The organism is Methylocystis heyeri (assembly GCF_004802635.2).
Taxonomy (GTDB): Bacteria; Pseudomonadota; Alphaproteobacteria; order Rhizobiales; family Beijerinckiaceae; genus Methylocystis; species Methylocystis heyeri.
Map to the genome: position 1 here is coordinate 853,418 of NZ_CP046052.1, position 19,435 is coordinate 872,852.

The following is a 19,435-nucleotide window of genomic DNA, read 5'->3' on the forward strand; positions in this document are numbered from 1 at the left end:
CTGAGGCGCGTTTTGCTGAACGCAAAAGGCCTCGAAGGATGCTCCAGAAGACGCCCCTTCGAGACGGCCTCTGCGAGACCCGCTCAGGACGAGGGGATTGGTCGATCCCGTCAGATCAGTCGGCAACCATATAAAAGCGCGCGCTGGCGGAGTCCTCAGCGCGAGGGATTGTCCAGGCGCCGCCGCAAAAACTGTTTCGTCAATTACGACAAGGCGCTATCGAGCGGCGCGGTTGGACGCCGCTGATCGCGCAAAACAAAAACCCGGCCGTAAGGCCGGGTTTCCGAAAGCTCGGCTGAAAGCGCGAAGCTCAGTATTTGGCGACGACCGGAGCGGCCGCGAAAGGATTGAAGTGCCAGTTCAGGCCGGCGCGAATGGTGCTGAAGCGCGTCGGAGAGGTATGGCTGTAAGCGAAGACCGGGCCGCCGCCGGGGAAGCTGGTCAGGCTCGTGCCGGAGACCGTGGTGTTGCCGAGGTCGGTGTAGAGATACTCGACCTTGACCGAGAAGGCGGAGAAAGCCGAATACGGCAGGGGGGTCCACTCGATGCCGCCGCCCGCGGTCCAGCCGGTGTTGGTGTTGTCATAAGAGCCGCGCGGGCCGATGACGACGCCGCTCGGGCCGGTCGGCGAGACGTAAACGTCGTTGACGCCGAAGGAGTTGACGACCTGGCCATAGGCGAAACCGCCCGTGCCGTAGAGCATCAGGTTCGGATAGGACGGCAGCGTCAGGCCGACGCGGCCACGCACGGTGCCGAACCAGTCGACGCTCTTGGTGGAATTGACCAGGGCCGAGTGGGGGAACCACGGGGCGACGGTCGCGGCGCCGCCGGCTCCGGCGCTCTGGCTGTGGGCGTCGGACGCCTGGATGTCGGCTTCGAGGCCGATCACGAGCCAGGGATTGAACTGATAGTTGTAGCCGACCTGGCCGCCGCCGGTCACGCCGTTGATGTTGCTCGGCAGGTTCCAGGCGGCTCCGCCGGGCAGAGGAGTGCCGGCCGGGGCGTTGGTCACGATGTAGCCCAGTCCGCCGTTTTCATTGCCGCCGGCGCCGAAGCTGTAGCCGATGTTCACGCCGCCGTAGAGGCCGGTCCAGGTGAAGGTCGGCGCCGGGGGAACGTAAACCGGCTCGGCCTTGCGGGAGGGAAGGTCGGCGGCGAAGGCCGATCCGGCGACGAGCGCCAGAACGACGCTGGCGGCGGCAGTGAACTTGGTCATTTTATTCGCCTCATTATTCGAGCTGGCGGGTCGGGAAGAGAACTGCCTCGCATCCAGACCCTCAATCCGGGCGGCGAGTCGCTGTGAACTCGTCGATGCACAAGGTTTAAGCGTTGGTTAGGAGAATGGTCAATCGAAAGGCGGCCAAAACCCAGGTCCAGCTTGCGATTGTTGCCTCACGTGACAATTTCGCCACAGATTTGGCCTGGTTGATGTAGGTCAAAAGCGTTTTTCTACAAAGAGTTACGAAGCGTCTCCTCTTTCCCTGCGCAATCTCTCCCAGTATTCGAGACGTTTGCCTATCTCGCGTTCAAATCCGCGCTCGACCGGCCTGTAGAGCTTTTTTCGCCCCAGCGATTCCGGCCAGTAGTTCTGGCCCGAGAAGGCGTCCGGCGCGTCGTGATCATATTGATATCCCTCGCCATATCCCTCGCGCTGCATGAGCTTGGTAGGCGCGTTGAGGATGATCTTGGGCGGCATGAGGGAGCCGTGTTCTTTGGCGAGTCGCTGCGCCGCCTTGTAGGCGTTGTAATTGGCGTTGGATTTGGGCGCGGTCGCCACATAGACGACCGCCTGGGCGAGAGCGAGCTCTCCCTCCGGGCTGCCGAGAAAGTCGTAGGCGTCCTTGGCGGCGTTGGCCACGACGAGGGCCTGGGGATCGGCCAGTCCGATGTCTTCGACGGCCATCCGGACGATTCGCCGCGCGAGGAAGAGAGGATCCTCGCCGGCGTCCAGCATGCGGGCGAAATAATAGAGGGCGGCGTCGGGATCTGAACCGCGCACGCATTTGTGCAGGGCGCTGATGAGATTGTAGTGCCCCTCCTGAGCCTTGTCGTAGATCGGCGCGCGTCTCTGCACGACCTCCGCGAGCTTGCGCCGGTCGAACGTCTCTCCGGGCTCTGCGGCCCGCCAGAGCTCTTCGGCCAATGTGAGTGCGGCGCGGCCGTCGCCGTCGGCCATGGCGATCAGCGCCTCGCGGGCGTCGGCGTCGACCGGCAGGGGTTTCCCCTCCACGTTTTCCGCGCGGGCGAGCAGTTTTCGAATCGCCTCCTCGTCGAGGGATTTGAACGTCATCACCCGCGCGCGGGAGAGCAGGGCGGCGTTGAGTTCGAACGAGGGGTTCTCCGTCGTCGCGCCGATCAGAATGACCGAACCGTCCTCGACATAGGGGAGGAAGCTGTCCTGCTGGGCGCGGTTGAAACGGTGAATCTCGTCCACGAACAGAAGCGTGCCCTGGCCGGCGAGGCGCCGGGCGCGCGCCGCTTCGAACGCTTTCTTGAGATCGGCCACGCCCGAAAAAATCGCCGAAAGCTGAACGAAGACGTAGGTGGTTTCATGCGCCAGCAGGCGGGCGACGGTGGTCTTGCCGGTGCCCGGCGGCCCCCAGAAAATCAGCGAACCGAGACTATTGGCGCGCAGGAGCCGGGTGAGCGCGCCCTCTGGACCGAGCAGGTGGTCCTGCCCGACCACTTCGCTCAAGTTTTTGGGGCGCATCCGATCGGCGAGGGGGCGGGGAGCGTCTTTCTCCAGTCCTGCGGCGGCGAAAAGATCGCTCATGGACAGTCTCCCGAAACCCGCGTCTGCGACTGAGCTGTGGAGACCAAAGTCTTTTTCCAGCAGGCGTCGAATATTACCATGGCCGCATCCGAATTAACCACCCGTTAACCCTTCAGGATTTATTAACGGCTCGCAGACGGCGTTGTTTTTTAAGGGAATGACCCTCTTCGCCGCATGAGCGTCCATGTGCATCCCGTTTGAGCGTATGGCATAACTAATCCAGCTCAGGAAAAACTACATGCGCACAATCGCATTTGTTACGCAAAAGGGCGGCGCAGGAAAAAGCACCCTTGCGAGCAATATAGCCGTCGCCGCGAGCGAAGCCGGCGAAAAGGTTTTCATTATTGATCTCGATCCCCTCCAGTCGCTGGTAAAATGGTCGAAAGTCCGCGGAGAAAGCGACATCGCCGTAGAGCATGTTCCGCTCGCGAAGCTGCCCAGGGCGCTGGAGGCGCTGGAAAAGAAAGGCGTGACGCTCGTCGTGATCGACGCGCCGGGCCAGGATTCGGAGGTTTCCTGCGCCGCTATCCATGCCGCCGACCTCTGCATCGTTCCAGCGCGCCCCAACGTTTTCGACCTGTGGGCGAGCGAAGCGACCCGCGTCAGGGTCAAGGAAGCCGGCAAGGAATATGTGTTCCTGCTCAACCAATGCCCTCCCGCACAGCAGAACGCCCGCGTCGAACAGGGCGCCAAGGCGCTGCAGGCGATGGGCGGCCTGCTCGCGCCTCTCGTTTCGGCTCGCGTCGACTACCAGGAAGCCGCTCGCCACGGGCTGGGCGCCGCGGAACTCAACCCTTACGGCGTCGCGGCCGCGGAAATGCAGGAACTCTGGGCCAGCGTGAAGCGCCGGCTGAAAAAGATCCCCGCCGCCCGGGTCGAGGCCAGGCCGGCTCCGGCCAAAACCGAGTCGGCCCGGCCGGGACGGCCCAAGCCCGCCGCAAAGGCCGCGAAAGCCGCATGACCTTCATTTGATGGCGACGATTCTCGCGTCTTCGTGAATCGCCTCCACCGTGTCGCCGACGCTCTTGCCGAACAGAGCCTTGGCGAGGGGCGCGACATGGGGGAGCAGCCCTTTCGCCGGATCGGCCTCGTCCTCGCCGACGATCCGGAACGACATTTTCTCGCCGCTGGCGAGTTCGAGCGTGACGCTGTGTCCGAATCGAACCAGCGACTTGTCGGCTATGGGCTGGACGACCTCCGCGCTGCCGCGTCGGGAGATCCAATAACGCAGCTCCCGTTGCGCCAGCGCCTGGGCATGGAGGTCGGCCGCAAGGGTCGCGCGCTCGGCCTCGGCCTGCTGGCGGGCGATCTCCGCTTCGATCTGCGCATATCCTTCGGGCGTCACCAGATTGCGGAACCGGCTTACCGGCCGATCGGCGAGGTCCTCGCGCACGATGTCGTCCTGTTCGCGAATGAAGGCGCTGCTCATATTTTTCTCGCTGCTTATTTTTTCACGCAAGCCCAGCCGCGGCTCGGCCCTCATTGCTTCAGAATGGGGCTGCGGAGGCCGAACCTCAATATGGGATGAAAACGGGCAGGGGGCGATAAGGCTCCTGCCGAATTGGCGGGCGAGGTCCGGGATGAGATCCGCGCGGGGGAGGCGCGCGCTTTCGCTCGGGGACAAAGCCTAGTAGAAGACATTCCGATCGGCGCGCGTCGGCCGCGCCTCGGGCGCAAGACGTCCGATCTTCAAGAATCGAAGGGGCGGAGCAAGTGAGCGGAGCATTGGATTTCAGCGGACGCGCGACAGCGAGCGTCAACAAACTCGCCGGAGATATCGTCGACAGGCTTGTCGCGGGCGCGGATCGTTACCGGGTTTCCGTGTCGCGCGGTTCGCTCGGCGAACTCCTGATCGACGCCGGCGCCAAAGCGGCGGGCGGCGTCGAGGCGGGCCTGCTGCTCACCGAAATCTGCATGGGCGGTCTCGGCCGCGTTTCGCTCGCCCATTCGCCCGGCGCGGCGAAATGGCCGTTCTGGCTCACTGTCTCGAGCAATGATCCCGTGGTCGCCTGCCTCGCCAGCCAATACGCCGGCTGGAGCCTTCAGCACGAAAAGTTCTTTGCGCTGGGCTCGGGCCCCGGCCGCGCCCAGGCCCGGGTGGAGAAGCTGTTCGAGGAACTGCCCTACAGCGACAAGGCCGAGCGCGTGACCATCGTGCTGGAGGGCGACCGCCCGCCGCCGGCGGAAGTCGTGACCAAGGTGGCCGCCGCGGCGAAGGTCGAGCCCGCGAACGTCGCCTTCGTTTACGCCCCGACGCAGAGCCTCGCCGGCAGCGTGCAGGTGGTCGGGCGCGTGCTGGAAGTGGCGCTGCACAAGGCCCACGAGCTCAAGTTCCCGCTGGAGAACATCGTGGACGGAATCGCGACTGCGCCGCTGTCGCCGCCCCATCCCGATTTCATCCAGGCCATGGGCCGCACCAATGACGCCATCATCTACGCCGGCCGCGCCCATCTCTTCGTGAAGGGATCGGCCGAGGCCGCCGCCGAGCTGGCGAAGAACCTCCCCAGCAGCAATTCGCGCGATTACGGGCGGCCCTTCGCCGAGGTCTTCAAGGCCTACAAGGGCGATTTCTATAAAATCGACCCCAGCCTGTTCTCGCCGGCGGAAGCGGTCGTGACCGCGATCGAGACCGGAGAAACCTTCAGGGCCGGCGCTATCGACGAGAAGCTGCTCGACGCCTCTTTCGGCTGACGTCGGGTTTCCGTCGCGCCGCCGGATTTTGCGGTCGGGCTTGTCCCGGCCGCAGAAAGCGCCCAGATTCGGCAGGCGGAGCCTCTTGGGATGATCGGGTAAAGCGCAGAAGCTTTTGGCGAAGGGCGCTTACCCCCTTCGCGGGCTATCGGATGCGCACATCTCGAAAGCTGCCGACGCCGTCATGGCAAGGCCTGTCCTGGCGATCTACGCCAAACGGGGGCGATATCTTCGGAGGTCGTCTTCAAACCCGGGGATTCCGCGTGTTTTGCGCCTCGGCGCTTTCGCGTAACGTCAACGCCTGATGAGGGCCAGACGATCGCTATAGCTGCGGAGCGACGCTCAACTTCGCAAGAAACCGCAATGTTCCGGCGTGGATGGCCGGCACAAGGCCGGCCATGACGGCCTCTTTGAGATGTCCGACGCCCTCAACCATCACGGGAAGGGATTTCGCCCTTCGCCCCATCACCCTGGGGGCTCATCGCGGCGCTTGCGCCCGGCTCCCTCACCAGACCGAACGATTCCTTGACGTCTTCGCATCAAGCCCCTCGCGTGGCGATCTTCACCGACAAGATCGACTGGCACGTCGAGAAACTCGCTCACGCCTTCATGGTTCTGGGCGCGCGTCCCGTCGTCGTGCGGCTGGCCGCCTGCAAGATCGACACGACCCGCCCCTACGGCCTTGCAATACCTGGTTTCTGCAAGGCGCCGCCCGACGGGGCGGTGGTGCGCGCCATTGGCGACGGCACGCTGGAGATGATCACCATGCGGCTCGGGGTGCTGCATGCGCTCGGTGAACTCGGGACTCCGGTCGTGAACGACGCCCGCGCCATCGAGCGCTGCACCGACAAATCCATGGCGAGCTTCCTGCTCCAGCGCGCCGGATTGCCAGCCCCGCCGACTTTCGTCGCCCAGACCCATGCCCAGGCGCTCGCCATAGCGCGGCGCGAGCTGGTCCACGGCCCGCTCGTCCTCAAGCCGCTTTTCGGCGCTCAGGGCTGGGGATTGCAGCTCATTCGCGAGGAGAGCGAATTGCCGTCGCCCGAAGAGGCGCGCGGGGTCTATTATCTGCAGCGTTTCGTGCCGCCTCGCGCGGGCGAGGGCAGGTTCGAGGACATGAGGGTTCTCGTTTCCGGCGGCGCCGTCGTCGGAGCCATGCGCCGCTGTGCCGATCAGTGGATCACGAATGTCCGGCAGGGCGCGAGGCCGACCGGCGTCGAGCCCGGAGCCGCGGAAAAGGAAATCGCGCTGCGAGCCGCCGAGGCGCTCGGCGCCTTTTGCGCCGGGGTCGATCTGATCGCGGACCAGAACGGCGCCCCTCTGGTGCTGGAGGTCAACAGCATGGCCGGCTGGAGCGGGCTGCAGAGGGTTACCTCCTTCTCGATCGCGGAGCGGCTGGCGGCCGATATGCTGGCCGTGATAGAATCGAGCCGTGTTCAGAGAGGAGACAGGCGCGCTTGACGGGCCCCGAACCAATCAGTCTCGCAAGGGCCTTTATTTCGGCCTGCGAGGATGAGTTGAACGCCCCCAAGCCGGGTAACGTCCATATTTTCGCCAGCGGACACGGCATGGAGGCGCAGGATTTCGTCGACAGCGCCCATGCGGCGGCGGTTCCGCTGACCACCCCCGGCATAGATGTCGGGTCCCGCATTTTCGCCGCCATCGAGGCGACCTGGGCCCGGGTCGGTCAAAACACCAATCTCGGCATCGTTCTCTTATGCGCTCCAATAGCGCACGCCGCCCTCGCTTATCCGCGGACCGATCTGGGCGCAGGGGTGCGCAAGACGCTCGCCGGCCTGACCCGCGCCGATGCGGAACTCGCCTTCAAGGCGATCTCCCGCGCCAATCCGGGCGGGCTCGGCGAGGCGCCCGAGCATGACGTGGCCGAACCCGCCAGGGTCAGTCTTCTCGAGGCGATGCGCGCGGCGTCGGGCCGCGACCGGATCGCCTGGCAATATGTCAACGGATTTGAAGACGTCTTCGGCCTCGGCGCCGACGCGCTGGAAAAGTCGAGGCGAAACGACGAAGAACCGGCCCTTCGGGTCCTGCGCTTATATTTAACCTTCCTGTCGGCTTTTCCCGACAGCCACATACTCCGCAAGTTCGGAGAGGCGACCGCGGCCCTCACAATGTCCGAAGCGCAAGCTTTTTCAGCGTCGGTTGCGGCTATGACGCGCCCCGAGGACATCTATGCGGAGGCGCTGCGCTTCGACGGATCGCTCAAGTCGAGAGGCCTAAATCCCGGGACCAGCGCGGATTTGACGGTCGCCACTCTTTTTGCCGATTATGCGCGCGGCGTCTTGGCAAACGCCTACAAAAATGGTTGAGTCCGCGCCGCGTGAGATCATCTCGCGCTGAGCGAGGCGGTCGGCCGGGCGTTGGCCCCCGATCGCGGCTGGATAAAAGTGGGGGGCGCCGTGAGCCCTTAAGGGTTCGCGGGACGCAACAAAGTTTTCTCGAAAGGAAACGCACATGGCGAAGATCAACAAGATGCTGGTCGGCGAGTCGCTGGTCGGCGAAGGCAACGAAGTCGCTCATATCGATCTGATCATCGGACCGCGCGGCTCGGCCGCCGAGCTGGCTTTCGCCAACGCTCTCGTGAACAACAAGGACGGCTTCACGACCCTTCTCGCGGTCGTCGCCCCGAACCTGCTGGCCAAGCCGAACACCATCCTGTTCAACAAGGTCACGATCAAGGGCGCCAAGCAGGCCGTCCAGATGTTCGGACCGGCCCAGGCCGGCGTCGCCAAGGCCGTCGCCGACTCGGTCGCCGAAGGCGTGATCCCGGTCGAGGAAGCCGACGACCTGTTCATCTCGGTCGGCGTGTTCATTCACTGGGACGCCAACGACGACGCCAAGATCCAGGACTACAACTACCAGGCCACCAAGGAAGCCCTCGCCCGCGCCGTTCGCGGCGAGCCGAAGGCCGCTGAAGTCGTCGCCAAGCGCAACGACGCCAAGCACCCCTTCGCCGCCCACTAAGGCGGGCCGAAAGGTTCTGTGCGGGGAGCCCTTGCGGCTCCCCGTCTTCGCCACGGCCTGGTTGCGCGGTCGATAGCTGCGCTGTCAGCATAAAAGCAAAAAAATTAGCGCGACGCCGCTCCGGGGAGGAGGTCGCATCGCGGGGCTCGTCCGGCAGGACAGGACGTTCGAGCCCATGATAATATAAAGGGGCGGACTGGTCGTTTCGGATCGGAATGCGCCTGACCAAGAACAAGGCACTCGATGGACGCGGGGGATGGCGCCTCGGGATGCGAAACAGACCGGAAGGGATCGAAATATGGGCATTCTGGACACGATTTTGGGCGCGCTTTTCCCGAAGCCGGCTGCGGGCTTCTCGTCGAGCAGCGCCAAGTCGAGCGTCGGCGAGTCGCTGGTCGGCGAGGGCAATGAAGTCGCGCACATCGACCTGTTGATCGGACCGCGCGGCAGCGCCGTCGAAAAGGCCTTCGCCAACGCTCTTGTCAACAACAAGGACGGCTTCACCACGCTTCTCGCGGTCATCGAGCCGAACCTTCTGGTCAAGCCCTACACCATTCTCTTCAACAAGGTCACGATCAAGAACGCCAAGCAGGCCGTTCAGATGTTCGGTCCGGCGCAGTACGGCGTCGCCAAGGCCGTCGCCGACTCGGTCGCCGAGGGCGTGATCCCGGCCGACAAGGCCGACGACCTCTTCATCTGCGTGGGCGTGTTCATCCATTGGGACGCCGCCGACGATCAGAAGATCCAGGACTTCAATTACAAGGCCACCAAGGAAGCCGTCGCTCGCGCGCTCAAGGGCGATCCGACCGCCCAGTCGGTGCTTCAGGCCCGCGCCACGGCGAAGCATCCTTTCGCCGCGCACTGAGCGATCTTCGCCAGATCAAGGAAAAAGGAGCCGCGAACCGGCTCCTTTTTTCGTTTGGAACAACCCGCTCGGCGCCGTGATCGCGAGGGGCCGAGCGATGTGGTCCAGGGGATTGGCGTGCCCTGGGATCGCGTCGCCGCCTTCGCGATGACCGCTCAATTCAAAGCCGCAATGCGGTTGAGATCCTCCCGCGCCAGCCTGCCGCTATGCAGCGCCGAAGCGACGAGCGCGCCCGAAATTCCGAGCCGCGCCAGTGAGGCGAGATCCTCGATCCCGCGCACGCCGCCGGCGGCGAATATCTCCCGATTTCCGCATCTGGATTTCACCTCCCGCAAGGCGGCTTCGTCCGGCCCGCGATCCATCCCGATTTGCGCGAGGGTCATGACGATGACGCGGCGCGGCCAGAGGTCGGGGGCGGCGAGAAGGTCGGGCGGCCCCAGAAACCGGGAGGCCCGAAAATCCAGGGAGAGCGCGGCGCCGGGCGTCGCCTTCGCGAAGTTTTCGGGTGGACGGTCGCAGGGAAGCGTTTCACTGCCGATTACGGGAACAACATTGGGCGCGGCGGCGCGCCTGGACCCTGCGCCGGCGTCGCGCCAGAAAGTCGTCTCCGGAAAAGAGGCCGCCAGATTCCTCATCAAATCCGCATCGCTCTCGCGCCCCTCGATCGCGTCGAGTTCGGCGACATAGATGGTGGAGAAGGGAAACAGGCCGAGAAAAGCCGCTACGACGTCGCAGGGGCGGCTCGAAGGACAGAGAGGCGAGGAAAGCGGGCGATATTGGTCCCGGCGCCCGCCTACCGCGCGCACCGCTCGCCCTCCCTTTATGTCCACGACCGGGATTACTTGCATGATCGCCTGTATTATGATTTCAGCGGTCGCAGATGGGGCTGGCTTCGCCGGACAGCGAACCCTCCCAGCCGGCGTCCGGAGCGCGCTCGCCAAAGCGCATGATGCGATTTCGGAAATTCAGCTCGCTCGGTCAATAACACGGGAAGCTCGTTCGGTTCCGGTTTGTCTGGACGCGCTCGGGCCCCATTGCCTCGGAACTGTAAGATGCGCAGCATGATGGTCGCGGCAGCGGCGTTTTCCCTTCTCGCCGGCGCTGCTTTTGCCGCGCCGCCGTCGCGGGACCAGGGAGACTGGCCGTGCCGGCAGGTCAAGGTGCCCGATCTGTCGCTCGCGGCGATCTGGAGCGGCCCCTCCATCGAGACGGCGGAAAAGGTCTGGCGAGGCGATGCGCAGGTGAGCGACCTCGCCTCGAGGCTGGCCGCGCGGCGGACGCCCCTGGAGACAGCAGAACAGCTTATCGTCGACTTCGCCCGGAACGCCGGTTCCGCGCGCAAGGACCGCCTGCTGCTGCTGTTCGCAGGCGTATATGACGGTCTGGAGGCCGAGCGCGGCGAGGTCATGGCTGGTCTCGACCGCTATGGGCGGGCGCAAAAAGAAATGGCCGAACGCCTGCGCGAGCGAACCCAGAAATTACGAGAGGCTCAGGACGCCCACGCCGAGGCGGAGAAGATCAAGGAACTTTCCGACGCCTTGCAATGGGAGATGCGGGTTTTCGAGGAACGCCGCAAGGCGGTGACTTTCGTCTGCGAAACGCCCGCGCTCATCGAGCAGCGCCTCGGTTTCCTCGCCCGTTCGATCGAAACGGCGCTGGAATGAAAAACCCGGCGCCGTCGGGCGCCGGGATAATCTGACCGGGATTGGATCAGACGTCGAAGCCGCCGTCTCCGCCGCCGTCGTCATAGCCGTCGTCGGGTTCGTAGTCGGCGTCCTGGGTATCATTCGAATCCCCATAGGACTGGTCGTAGCCGGCGTCCTGGCTGGGGCCGCCCGAGGGATCGCCGTAGTAATTGTTGACGATTGTGGTCTCCTCGCCCGGGCCGAAAGCGGAGCGCTGGAAGCCGGGATCGATCCCGAGGCCGCTGCCGGCTCCGCCGCCATGGAACAGGCCGCGGATGCTGTCGGCGAGCAGGACGCCGCCGGCGACGCCCGCGGCGGCGCCGAGCGCGCCCTTAAGGAAGCCGCCGGCTCCCGGAGGCGCGAAGCCGGGCTGAGCGGGCGCATAGCCGCTGGGGCCGAATCCGCTCTGTTGCGGGGCGTAGCCGGGCCCGGGCTGCTGGGGCGCTCCGGTCGACCCCCAGGGGCCGCTTTGAGGATAGGGCGGCGGGGGCGCGGAAGGCCGCGGCGGCGGAGCGGAAGGTTGTGCGCCGCCGCCCAAAAGCCCGCCGAGGAAGCTCGTCGAGGGCTTCGGGGCCGATTCGAGTTCGCGCAGGCGAGCCTCGAGCTGCTGGAGCTTCTGATTCGCCGACTGAAGTGCAAAATCCTGCACGATAACGGTTTGCGCAAGAAGATAGGGGGCGCTGGGCTGCGCCTTCACCTGTTCGTTGATGAAAGATTCCGCCTCCTGGTCGCGCGGCGACGAAGCGGCGTTCTTGATGCGCTCGAACAATCCGGCGAGGAGTTGGCGTTCTTCGGGTGACATTGGTCTCTCCGATTTGGAGCCGGGCCGTAGAAGGCTCGGCGCGTCGAATATGGGAGCAGACCGGCGCGGCGCCAAGAGGGTCGAGAGCGCGTTGCGGCGAAGTTGACGTGTTTCGGCGAAAATGCGCCCGGAGCGCCACGTTTCGATGGAGGGGCTTTAATGTTGCTACGATAGTGTCTCGTATTTTTAAAAGATAAAATCATGAATTATTATGGCGCAAGCGATATTAGTGAATAGAAAATCGGCGTCATGATCGGCGGGTTGTTTTCGCGCTTGCGTCATTATGTCTTAATATATCTTGGTATATTTTAATTTATATTATAAATATCGCTCGATATCAAGATAATATGCTTAATTCATCGAAGCTGGGGCTGCGCGCCCCGGTCCATCGCCGTAGAACATCGCCGCCTCTCATCCAGACGGAGTGCGGCGATATTTCCGTTCATTACGGTTTTGTAAGTGATGCGATTTCAAGCCCGCGAACGATGGCAATCCAATTTTCGGATGGGGTTGAACTCGTCACGGCGCCTTGTCCGATCGCTGGCGTCGTTTGTCCCCAAACGGCAAGCTGGGCGATTCGACCTATTCGCCGACCAGCGCCATGTCGTCCCGGTGGATCAATTCGTCCGGGCCTTTGAAGCCGAGCAGGCCCTCGATATCCCGGGAGGACCGCCCGACGATCTTCGCCGCGTCGGCGGCGTCGTAGGTGACCAGCCCGCGGCCGATCTCCCCGCCGGTCGCGTCGCGAATCACGATGCAGTCGCCGCGCGCGAAGACGCCCTCGACGCGCGTCACGCCGGCCGGAAGAAGGCTCTTGCCGTTGGACAGGGCGCGGGCGGCGCCGGCGTCGAGATGCGCCGCTCCCTTGGGCTCGAGCGAGCCGGCGATCCACTTCTTGCGGGCCGTAACCGGATTGGAAGGAGTCAGAAACCAGGTGCAGCGGTCCCCGGCGGCGATGCGCGAGAGCGGCGCCGGATTGCGTCCGTCCGCGATCACCATATGGGCGCCGCCCGTGGTCGCGATCTTGGCCGCCTCGATCTTGGTTCTCATGCCGCCGCGGGAGAAAATGGAGGCCGCGCCGCCGGCCATCGCCTCGATTTCCGCGGTAACGCGGGGCACCACCGGAATCAGCCGGGCGTTTGGATCGGCCCCGGGCGGCGCGGTATAGAGGCCGTCGACATCCGAGAGCAGGACCAGAAGGTCGGCGCTCGCCATAGTGGCGACGCGGGCGGCCAGACGGTCGTTGTCGCCGTAGCGGATTTCAGCGGTCGCCACGGTGTCGTTTTCGTTGATGATGGGCACGGCGCGCAGATTGAGCAGTCGCGTCAGGCATTCCCGGGCGTAGAGGTAGCGTCGGCGTTCTTCGGTGTCGCCGAAAGTGACGAGAATCTGGCCCGCCACCATGCCGCGATCGGCGAGGACCTGGGCCCAGATGCGCGCCAGGGCGATCTGGCCCACCGCCGCCGCCGCCTGGCTGTCCTCCAGCGGGAGCGCCCCCGGCGGCAGGCCGAGCACGCCGCGGCCCAGCGCAACGGAGCCCGAGGAGACCACGAGCATCTCCGCGCCGCGCCGATGCAGGGCGAGCAGATCGTCGGCCAGCCGTTCCAGCCACTCGCGTTTAACCGCGGCGGCGCCTCTCTCCACGAGAAGGGACGAACCTACCTTGACGACGATGCGTTTGAAAGAATGGAGCGAGGGCGTGGACACGGCGGAGACGCTAGCGATCGCCGCGGACCGGCCCCGGCAGTTGAGTTGGATGAGGATTGGAAATGGCAGGAGTGGCAGGGCTCGAACCTGCGACCCCCGGTTTTGGAGACCGGTGCTCTACCAATTGAGCTACACTCCTGCACGCCGCAAAGCCTGTTTGTTCAACAAGGCGTCCAGCGGTCACCCTCTGGCGCGACGCGCCTTCAATGCCGCAACGCAGGCCCGGATGCAAGAGGTCTGCGAAATTTTTGCGTCAACTTCCCGCGGTCAGGAATTGCCGCCGTTGAGCACGGTGACGGCGCGGCGGTTCTGCGACCAGCAGGAGATGTCGTCGCAAACGGCCACCGGGCGCTCTTTTCCATAGCTGGTGGTGTGGATGCGGGAGGCGGAAACGCCATGCGAGGCGAGATATTCCTTCACCGCTTCCGCGCGCCGCGCGCCGAGTGCGAAATTGTATTCGCGGGTGCCGCGTTCGTCGGCGTGGCCTTCCACGGTGAAGTGGTAGCGCGGGTAGCGGCTCAGCCATTGGGCCTGCTTGTCGAGCGTCGTCTGCGCGGTGGCGCTCAGATCGGTCGAATCGGTGTCGAAGAAGACGCGGTCGCCGACATTGACCACAAAGTCCTGGGGGCTGCCCGGCGTCACCGCGCCGTGCTGCGCGCCGGCTCCAAAACGATCCGCCCCGGCGCCGGCTTCGTCCGCCGCATTTTTCGCGCAGGCCGAAACGGCCAGGGCCGCGACCAGGACTGTTGCGATTTTTGCGGCGCGGAGCCTATGGGCAAGCTGCATATTCAAAACTCCTGTTGCGGATCTTGCAGCGCATCTCGCGAAACTCGACCGGTTCCTTGCGAGGCGAATGCGCTCCAACTCCTACATCCGGCGCGATTTCCCGCAGCTGAACGGTCCCGTTCGAGCGGAGGCGCGTTGACCGACGGCCTGGAGGGCGTCTTTTCGGGCCATGGCGCGAGACGCCGGCACGGGCCCAGTCCTAGTCATGCAGGGTTAAGGGAAGGTTTTGGAAACCTTGATCGGATGTTGCCGGGACCTGTTGCATTTTCGCAATCGGCGTCTTTGCTTAACAAAGGCTTAATTGGTTAACAAAAGATGAATGGCGGATTTGGGGCCGGCAGGGGCAAGGGCGACGTCGTGCGGAAATCGGCGCCTCGAAGGCGCCTCCCTTCCATTGTGCAGCGCTGTTGCCTATATTTGTAGCATATTCTCGAGGGCGCCCGGATCGGCGCAACGGACGCAAAAGCGCCAGTATTGTTCAGCTTCAGTCGTTTTTTTGCCCCCGGCGGCCAGACCTTTGGTCTCATGCCAAACTGTCGCACCGCAAAAATGCAGTATTTTGCTGGATTGCGACAAATAATCGCAGGCGTCCCGCCTTGTATGATGTGGCAAAAGCATTGCATTGCTCCCTACATGAAATTGGCGCGGGGAACTCCCGCCCTCCAGCGTGAACGAGGGCGTTCCGCTGCGTAATTCAGGAGTGTGCTGATGTTGAGGCCTGATCAATTCTATGCAATTCTACAGATCATGCGTTACGGTTCGCTTGTTCTGGCTCTGCTTTTCGCCAGCAAGATTGTCGCCTACGCAGCCCATACCATGCACTAAAGGCGATATTGCAGCTTTGGATTACCTTGTGCGATCAGGTTGTGTATTTTGTACATGATATACATATGATGCGATTTCCGCCCTCCAGACGAGCGAGAGCGCATCCGCCGACCCGAAAAGTCTTTTCTGGCGCGCCGCGCAGGGCGCGCCATGATTTTTAGGGCGGTCGAAACCTTGCCGGGCGGCAGGTTTGCATCGGATTGTCGGTTTGGCGACGGCGCGGGGGCTCCCGGCTCCTTCTGCTCCGGTGGCGGCGTAAAGGGAACTGCCGGCGCCCGCCGGCGTCGGCGATGGACTGTCCCGAAATTGCCGCCCCGTTACGCCGTGGCGATATAATGCCGGAGCGCGAGCCTTTCCGCCTCGATCGTCTCGATGCGGTATTTGACCACGTCTCCGATCGACACGATGCCGGCCAATCGTCCGTTGCTCAGCACGGGCAGGTGGCGGCAGCGCTCCTCGGTCATGGTGTCGCTGGCCTCGTCGATGCTGTCATGCTCGTTGGCCATTCTGCAATTGGTTTGCATATGGCAGGCGACCTCCTGCTGCAGAGCGGCGGCTCCGTGCCTGGCGACAGCCGATACGATATCCCGTTCGCCGATAAGGCCGACCACCTCGCCGGACGGGTTGAGCACTACCAGCGCTCCGATCCCTTTTTCGACGAGTTCCGCCGCAACATCCTGCAAAGTCTGATCCGGCGTCGCAGTGTAGACGTCGACGCCTTTCATCGCGAGTATCCGACCAACGCTCATCTTGCGCCCTCCGCTTCCTGATATTGTTTTGATTGGCTGGAGCCGCTCGTCTCAGCCGGCTTTCGCCCCTTGAAGCGCATTCCGCGCATCTCCTCGCCGTCCGGGCGTAATTCGCTTCGCAGGCGCCTGATCGAGCATGTTCTTTTCCAAAAGCCGCTCCGCATTCTCTGGGAACCTGCTCTCGTCCGAAGCTGCGCCGCGGGGATAGGATAGTAATATCCGGCGTCGGCGAATGGTTCCGGGCCGGCGCAAATTATGAGGCGTCCGCAGCTGGGGTTTCGCCGGTTGCATATTTACAGGATCCCGCGAGCACGCGACCGGCGCTTCGATCGTAGATAGTCGGCCTGGAATCTCGAAATGAAACACAAAGATAGATTTTGATACAAGTATAGAACCAAATTGAAACCAGTTAAGCTGTTAATGCTATTAGAAAAAACCGCTCAATGGGCAGCAAAAACCGCTTTAAAAATCTTCTTCAAAGTGTAATTATAATTTTCAGCGAATGCATCATTTCCTTGCTGCTTGAAAAGGGGCGAACGCCGATGGCTACCCAATCGCTTTCAACGAATATTACCCGTGAAGAAGTGGTTCCCGTCCTCGGGAATCCAAAGGATCAGGATTACAAGAAGGTTGTCGAGGATATCTGCGACCTGAACTGGGTCGGGCTGTCTCATGACGATGTGACCAACGTCGCCTGGATCTATTATTATTTTTCGGCGCAGTTCTGCGAGAACGTGGGCATCGCTCGCGGCCTCTATCCGGACGACGAGCGCCTGGAAGAACTGGACCGCGGCGAGCGCAACACCGACAATCTCTCTCCCTATCCGGGCGTGGTCGAAAAGGGCGAGCGGGTCGATCACGACGAATTCATGCGTCGGACGCTCACCTTGACCACGATCGACGAAGCCCGCCGCCGCCGCCTGCAGGCGATCGGGGCCGCCTATCTCGATAAGGTCAGGTCGATCGACGACGTATCGAGGGCTTCCAGCCTCGCGAGCTACGAAGACGGCGGATTGGAGAAGGTGTTCCGCCAGGTTCTCCTCGCGACCCACTGGGAAGGCGATCTTCTCCAGGCCTTTCATCATTTCCTGGAAGGACATATTGCGCTCGACAGCGATCCCGAGACCGGCCACGGCTCGCTCTGCCGGCACATGGCTCCCAACCGGCATGTCTACGAATTGTGGGCGGCCTTCAAGGACAGCCTGATCGAAGGGGTTCCCGGCCTTACCCGCTGAGCGGAATCGGGCGCGTTCTTGCGATGAGAACGCGCGCCACCCTATCGACCGGGCGATTCCGTCCGATCGGAAGGCGCGCCGGCCCGCCCGCTTTCGGAGGGACCCGGGGCGTCGTCGCTGCTTTGGGGCTTCGGCTGTTCCCGGACATTGGACAGCAGCCAGTCAAATGTCGCTTCGTGAATTTGGGCGCCCGCGCCGAGCAGGTGGGGGCGCCTTGCTGCGCCGGGGCATGGGCAGCTTTCGAGAGTCGTATCGCCTTTGCTCGCAGGGTCGATGACGTAACCGTAGCTCTCGAGAGTTTTCTTGCACTCCATGGTGGCGCAGAAAGACTGGTCGCATTTCCCCCAGGAGAAGAAAACGCGCGGCGGCGAAGCTGTGGGCCTCGCGACGTCCGGACAGGTCGCCTGTTGCCACTCCGCGTAGATCCCGTGCGCCACCCCTGAAAAATAGGGCTGGAGAACGGGATCCAGCGCCCGGTAAATCCCATATTTCGTATAATTGTGTGCGAACATCTGCACGCGGTCATGCGCAAAGCGCACATGCTTCGCGAGGTCCGTGAGGACGTCGCGGATGGCTTCTGCAGGAACGAACATCCAGGGCGGACAGGTGGGTGAGCAATCCGGCCCGCCGAGGCTTTCGGGCCGGGGGAGCAGCCATGCGTTATGCGCCTCGCTCCCGCTCGACGCCGGGCTCGGACCGATATAGACGACGATAGCCCCGTCATAGAGGCGCGGAGACATATATCGGCCGTCGTTGTCGGCGTCCCCGACGACGATAACGGGCATGTTTGTCGTGTCCCCCTCGGGAATCCGGGCGAGATATTCGAGCGGGTCGCCGTGGACCATCGAACCGACGCGCCATTTCGAACCGACGACAGCAGGGTCGTTTGCGGCGGGCAAGGGAGGGTAGGGATCCTTCCAGGCCGCTTGGCCGCCGTCCGCGTCGGCGGCGGCCTTCGAGACTCCGCAGGCGAACAGAATCGCCGCCGCGACCAGAATTCGGCCGGCGCCGGGTAGGGCGGGAGTGTTTTGGCGCGGTTGCCCGTCGTCGGCGCTCATGATGCTCCTCGTCGTAAGTCGATCGCCCAAAAAAACCGGCGCCGGAAGACTCCGACGCCGGCTGGAAAGAATGACATCGGAGCGCGTCTGATTTGGTCCAACGCGCTCCGAATATTATCTGGCGAGCATGTTCCTATCCAAAATCCGCTAGGCATCTTTTGACGACATGCTCTGCTGCTCGCGCCTATTTAGTGTTGCTTCTTGGTCGGCACGATGGAAGCCGCATCCCAATAGACGTAGCCGGGTTCCGAACCTGCGGAGTGGACGTTGCTGCCGATCAGAGCCGGATTGCCGCCGGCGATCCTGGCGTAGGCGGCGGTAATGGCCAGCAGGCCGGAGCTTTCGGTGGTGCCGAAGACACTGGTCGGGCACTGGGTGCTGGGGATGCCCTGCACGGTGAACTGGGCGTCCGGCGTGCCGAGGGTTTTATAGTCGAAGTTGGTTTGATTGGTGAGCTTCGCGTTGTTGTCGATGAGCGGCACGAAGGTCACGCTGTCGGCGCAGAAGTAGCTTCCCGTGTAGGATTGCTCCAGCGAGTTCCACACCGTGAACAGCAGCTTGGTGGTGTGGACCTTGTAGTCCTGGCGCAGGTCCTGGTTGCAGCTCGCAACCGCGAGATAGTTTCCGCCCGTCGAGAGCCTGCCCAGCGTGGCGCCGTTGGGCATGAAGGCGGTGGTGTTGTACAGCGGGCATGCGTCGTAATGCGAGGAGCCGCCGTCCAGCAGGATCTGTCCGGCCGTAGGCATGACGGTGTTGTCGACTTCGGGGCTGACGGCGTCGGAGGCCAGGGCCCAGAAGCTATAGGGGCTGTATTTGATCGCGCTGCCGACGCCCAGAACCGAAGCCGTTCCATGCAGATGGTTGAACGCGATCTGCTCGGTCACGCCAGGGTTCGTGGCGAAGCAGACCAGTTCGCCGCGGTAAAGATTGCCGAATTCCGGATGGTCGCCATAGGCCGGAAACGGAGGAGGATTGATCTGGTCGCCGTTCTGGGTGAGGACGTCCCAGGACACCGTCGCTTTGGCCGACAATTCGAAGTCGAAGTTCACTCTGCCTTTTTGCTCGTTCACATAGTAACATTCGACGTGAACGGGCGTAGTTTGATCGTTCGATATTTCGATGATCGTATCGGCGGACGCCGCAGGATCAATGTTGATCATGGGGAATACCAGAAGGCTTCCCTTCTTGGCCGTATTGGTCACAGAGACCGCAAAGGCTGCGTTGGCGCTCATCGCAAGCACGATGGCGGCCACTACCGCTTTGGCTTTCATGTGAAG

General features: G+C 63.2%; 18 protein-coding genes and 1 tRNA gene. 8 read left to right on the top strand and 11 right to left on the bottom strand.

The features are described from left to right. Positions 1-310: 310 nt before the first annotated feature. Together H2LOC_RS03795 and H2LOC_RS03800 are read right to left on the bottom strand one after the other, a co-directional pair. On the bottom strand, positions 311-1,216 hold the full coding sequence (locus H2LOC_RS03795; RefSeq protein WP_136495171.1) for an outer membrane protein: 906 nt from the start codon (positions 1,214-1,216) through the stop codon (positions 311-313). Between the two features lie 243 nt (positions 1,217-1,459). Next, a complete protein-coding gene (locus H2LOC_RS03800; RefSeq protein ID WP_136495172.1) occupies positions 1,460-2,773 on the bottom strand; it encodes a replication-associated recombination protein A in 1,314 nt (437 codons plus the stop codon). A gap of 238 nt (positions 2,774-3,011) precedes the next feature. Here H2LOC_RS03800 and H2LOC_RS03805 point away from each other — a divergent pair, with 238 nt between their 5' ends. Continuing rightward, a complete protein-coding gene (locus tag H2LOC_RS03805; RefSeq protein WP_136495173.1) occupies positions 3,012-3,734 on the top strand; it encodes a ParA family protein in 723 nt (240 codons plus the stop codon). A gap of 3 nt (positions 3,735-3,737) precedes the next feature. Here H2LOC_RS03805 and H2LOC_RS03810 read toward each other — a convergent pair whose 3' ends face one another. Continuing rightward, positions 3,738-4,202 (bottom strand): GreA/GreB family elongation factor, encoded by a 465-nt coding sequence (locus H2LOC_RS03810; RefSeq protein ID WP_136495174.1) that lies wholly within the window; start codon positions 4,200-4,202, stop codon positions 3,738-3,740. 284 nt (positions 4,203-4,486) lie between these two features. Between H2LOC_RS03810 and mch the strand changes: the two genes are divergently transcribed. The 5 genes from mch (at position 4,487) to fae (H2LOC_RS03835) (ending at position 9,311) form a co-directional block, all read left to right on the top strand. Next, a complete protein-coding gene (mch, locus tag H2LOC_RS03815) occupies positions 4,487-5,464 on the top strand; it encodes a methenyltetrahydromethanopterin cyclohydrolase (protein WP_136495175.1) in 978 nt (325 codons plus the stop codon). 525 nt (positions 5,465-5,989) lie between these two features. Next, positions 5,990-6,925, top strand: a complete 936-nt coding sequence (locus H2LOC_RS03820) for a RimK family alpha-L-glutamate ligase (protein ID WP_246206974.1) — start codon at positions 5,990-5,992, stop codon at positions 6,923-6,925. Next, entirely contained in the window at positions 6,922-7,791 is an 870-nt protein-coding gene (locus H2LOC_RS03825) for a triphosphoribosyl-dephospho-CoA synthase (RefSeq protein ID WP_202620520.1), read from the top strand. The genes H2LOC_RS03820 and H2LOC_RS03825 overlap by 4 nt, the downstream gene beginning before the upstream one ends. Before the next feature lie 145 nt (positions 7,792-7,936). Then, on the top strand, positions 7,937-8,446 hold the full coding sequence (gene fae / locus H2LOC_RS03830; RefSeq protein ID WP_136495176.1) for a formaldehyde-activating enzyme: 510 nt from the start codon (positions 7,937-7,939) through the stop codon (positions 8,444-8,446). A gap of 298 nt (positions 8,447-8,744) precedes the next feature. Beyond that, entirely contained in the window at positions 8,745-9,311 is a 567-nt protein-coding gene (gene fae / locus H2LOC_RS03835) for a formaldehyde-activating enzyme (protein ID WP_136495177.1), read from the top strand. 155 nt (positions 9,312-9,466) lie between these two features. Here fae (H2LOC_RS03835) and H2LOC_RS03840 read toward each other — a convergent pair whose 3' ends face one another. Continuing rightward, a complete protein-coding gene (locus tag H2LOC_RS03840) occupies positions 9,467-10,159 on the bottom strand; it encodes a HisA/HisF-related TIM barrel protein (RefSeq protein WP_136495178.1) in 693 nt (230 codons plus the stop codon). A gap of 213 nt (positions 10,160-10,372) precedes the next feature. Here H2LOC_RS03840 and H2LOC_RS03845 point away from each other — a divergent pair, with 213 nt between their 5' ends. Continuing rightward, the gene (locus tag H2LOC_RS03845) at positions 10,373-10,975 is read left to right on the top strand and encodes a hypothetical protein (RefSeq protein WP_246206975.1); all 603 of its coding nucleotides are present in this window, start codon (positions 10,373-10,375) and stop codon (positions 10,973-10,975) included. A gap of 46 nt (positions 10,976-11,021) precedes the next feature. Here the strand turns inward: H2LOC_RS03845 and H2LOC_RS03850 are convergent, their stop codons facing one another. From H2LOC_RS03850 to H2LOC_RS03870, 5 genes are all read right to left on the bottom strand, one after another. Then, positions 11,022-11,798, bottom strand: a complete 777-nt coding sequence (locus H2LOC_RS03850; RefSeq protein ID WP_136495180.1) for a DUF2076 domain-containing protein — start codon at positions 11,796-11,798, stop codon at positions 11,022-11,024. 582 nt (positions 11,799-12,380) lie between these two features. Continuing rightward, positions 12,381-13,505: a glutamate 5-kinase gene (gene proB, locus H2LOC_RS03855; RefSeq protein WP_136495181.1), complete on the bottom strand. Its 1,125-nt coding sequence runs from the start codon at positions 13,503-13,505 to the stop codon at positions 12,381-12,383. A gap of 63 nt (positions 13,506-13,568) precedes the next feature. Beyond that, positions 13,569-13,644: transfer RNA gene (locus H2LOC_RS03860), tRNA-Trp, on the bottom strand. 128 nt (positions 13,645-13,772) lie between these two features. Further along, the gene (pal, locus tag H2LOC_RS03865) at positions 13,773-14,291 is read right to left on the bottom strand and encodes a peptidoglycan-associated lipoprotein Pal (protein WP_136495182.1); all 519 of its coding nucleotides are present in this window, start codon (positions 14,289-14,291) and stop codon (positions 13,773-13,775) included. Between the two features lie 1,142 nt (positions 14,292-15,433). After that, positions 15,434-15,865: a CBS domain-containing protein gene (locus tag H2LOC_RS03870; protein WP_136495183.1), complete on the bottom strand. Its 432-nt coding sequence runs from the start codon at positions 15,863-15,865 to the stop codon at positions 15,434-15,436. A gap of 542 nt (positions 15,866-16,407) precedes the next feature. On the opposite strand from H2LOC_RS03870, the gene H2LOC_RS03875 reads away from it, so the two are divergent. After that, positions 16,408-17,100: a hypothetical protein gene (locus tag H2LOC_RS03875; protein ID WP_136495184.1), complete on the top strand. Its 693-nt coding sequence runs from the start codon at positions 16,408-16,410 to the stop codon at positions 17,098-17,100. A gap of 41 nt (positions 17,101-17,141) precedes the next feature. Here the strand turns inward: H2LOC_RS03875 and H2LOC_RS03880 are convergent, their stop codons facing one another. Then, the gene (locus tag H2LOC_RS03880) at positions 17,142-18,158 is read right to left on the bottom strand and encodes a hypothetical protein (RefSeq protein WP_136495185.1); all 1,017 of its coding nucleotides are present in this window, start codon (positions 18,156-18,158) and stop codon (positions 17,142-17,144) included. Positions 18,159-18,346: 188 nt separating this feature from the next. Beyond that, positions 18,347-19,429 carry a hypothetical protein gene (locus tag H2LOC_RS03885; RefSeq protein WP_136495186.1) on the bottom strand — a complete coding sequence of 361 codons (1,083 nt, stop codon included), beginning with the start codon at positions 19,427-19,429 and terminating at the stop codon, positions 18,347-18,349. Positions 19,430-19,435 lie beyond the last annotated feature (6 nt).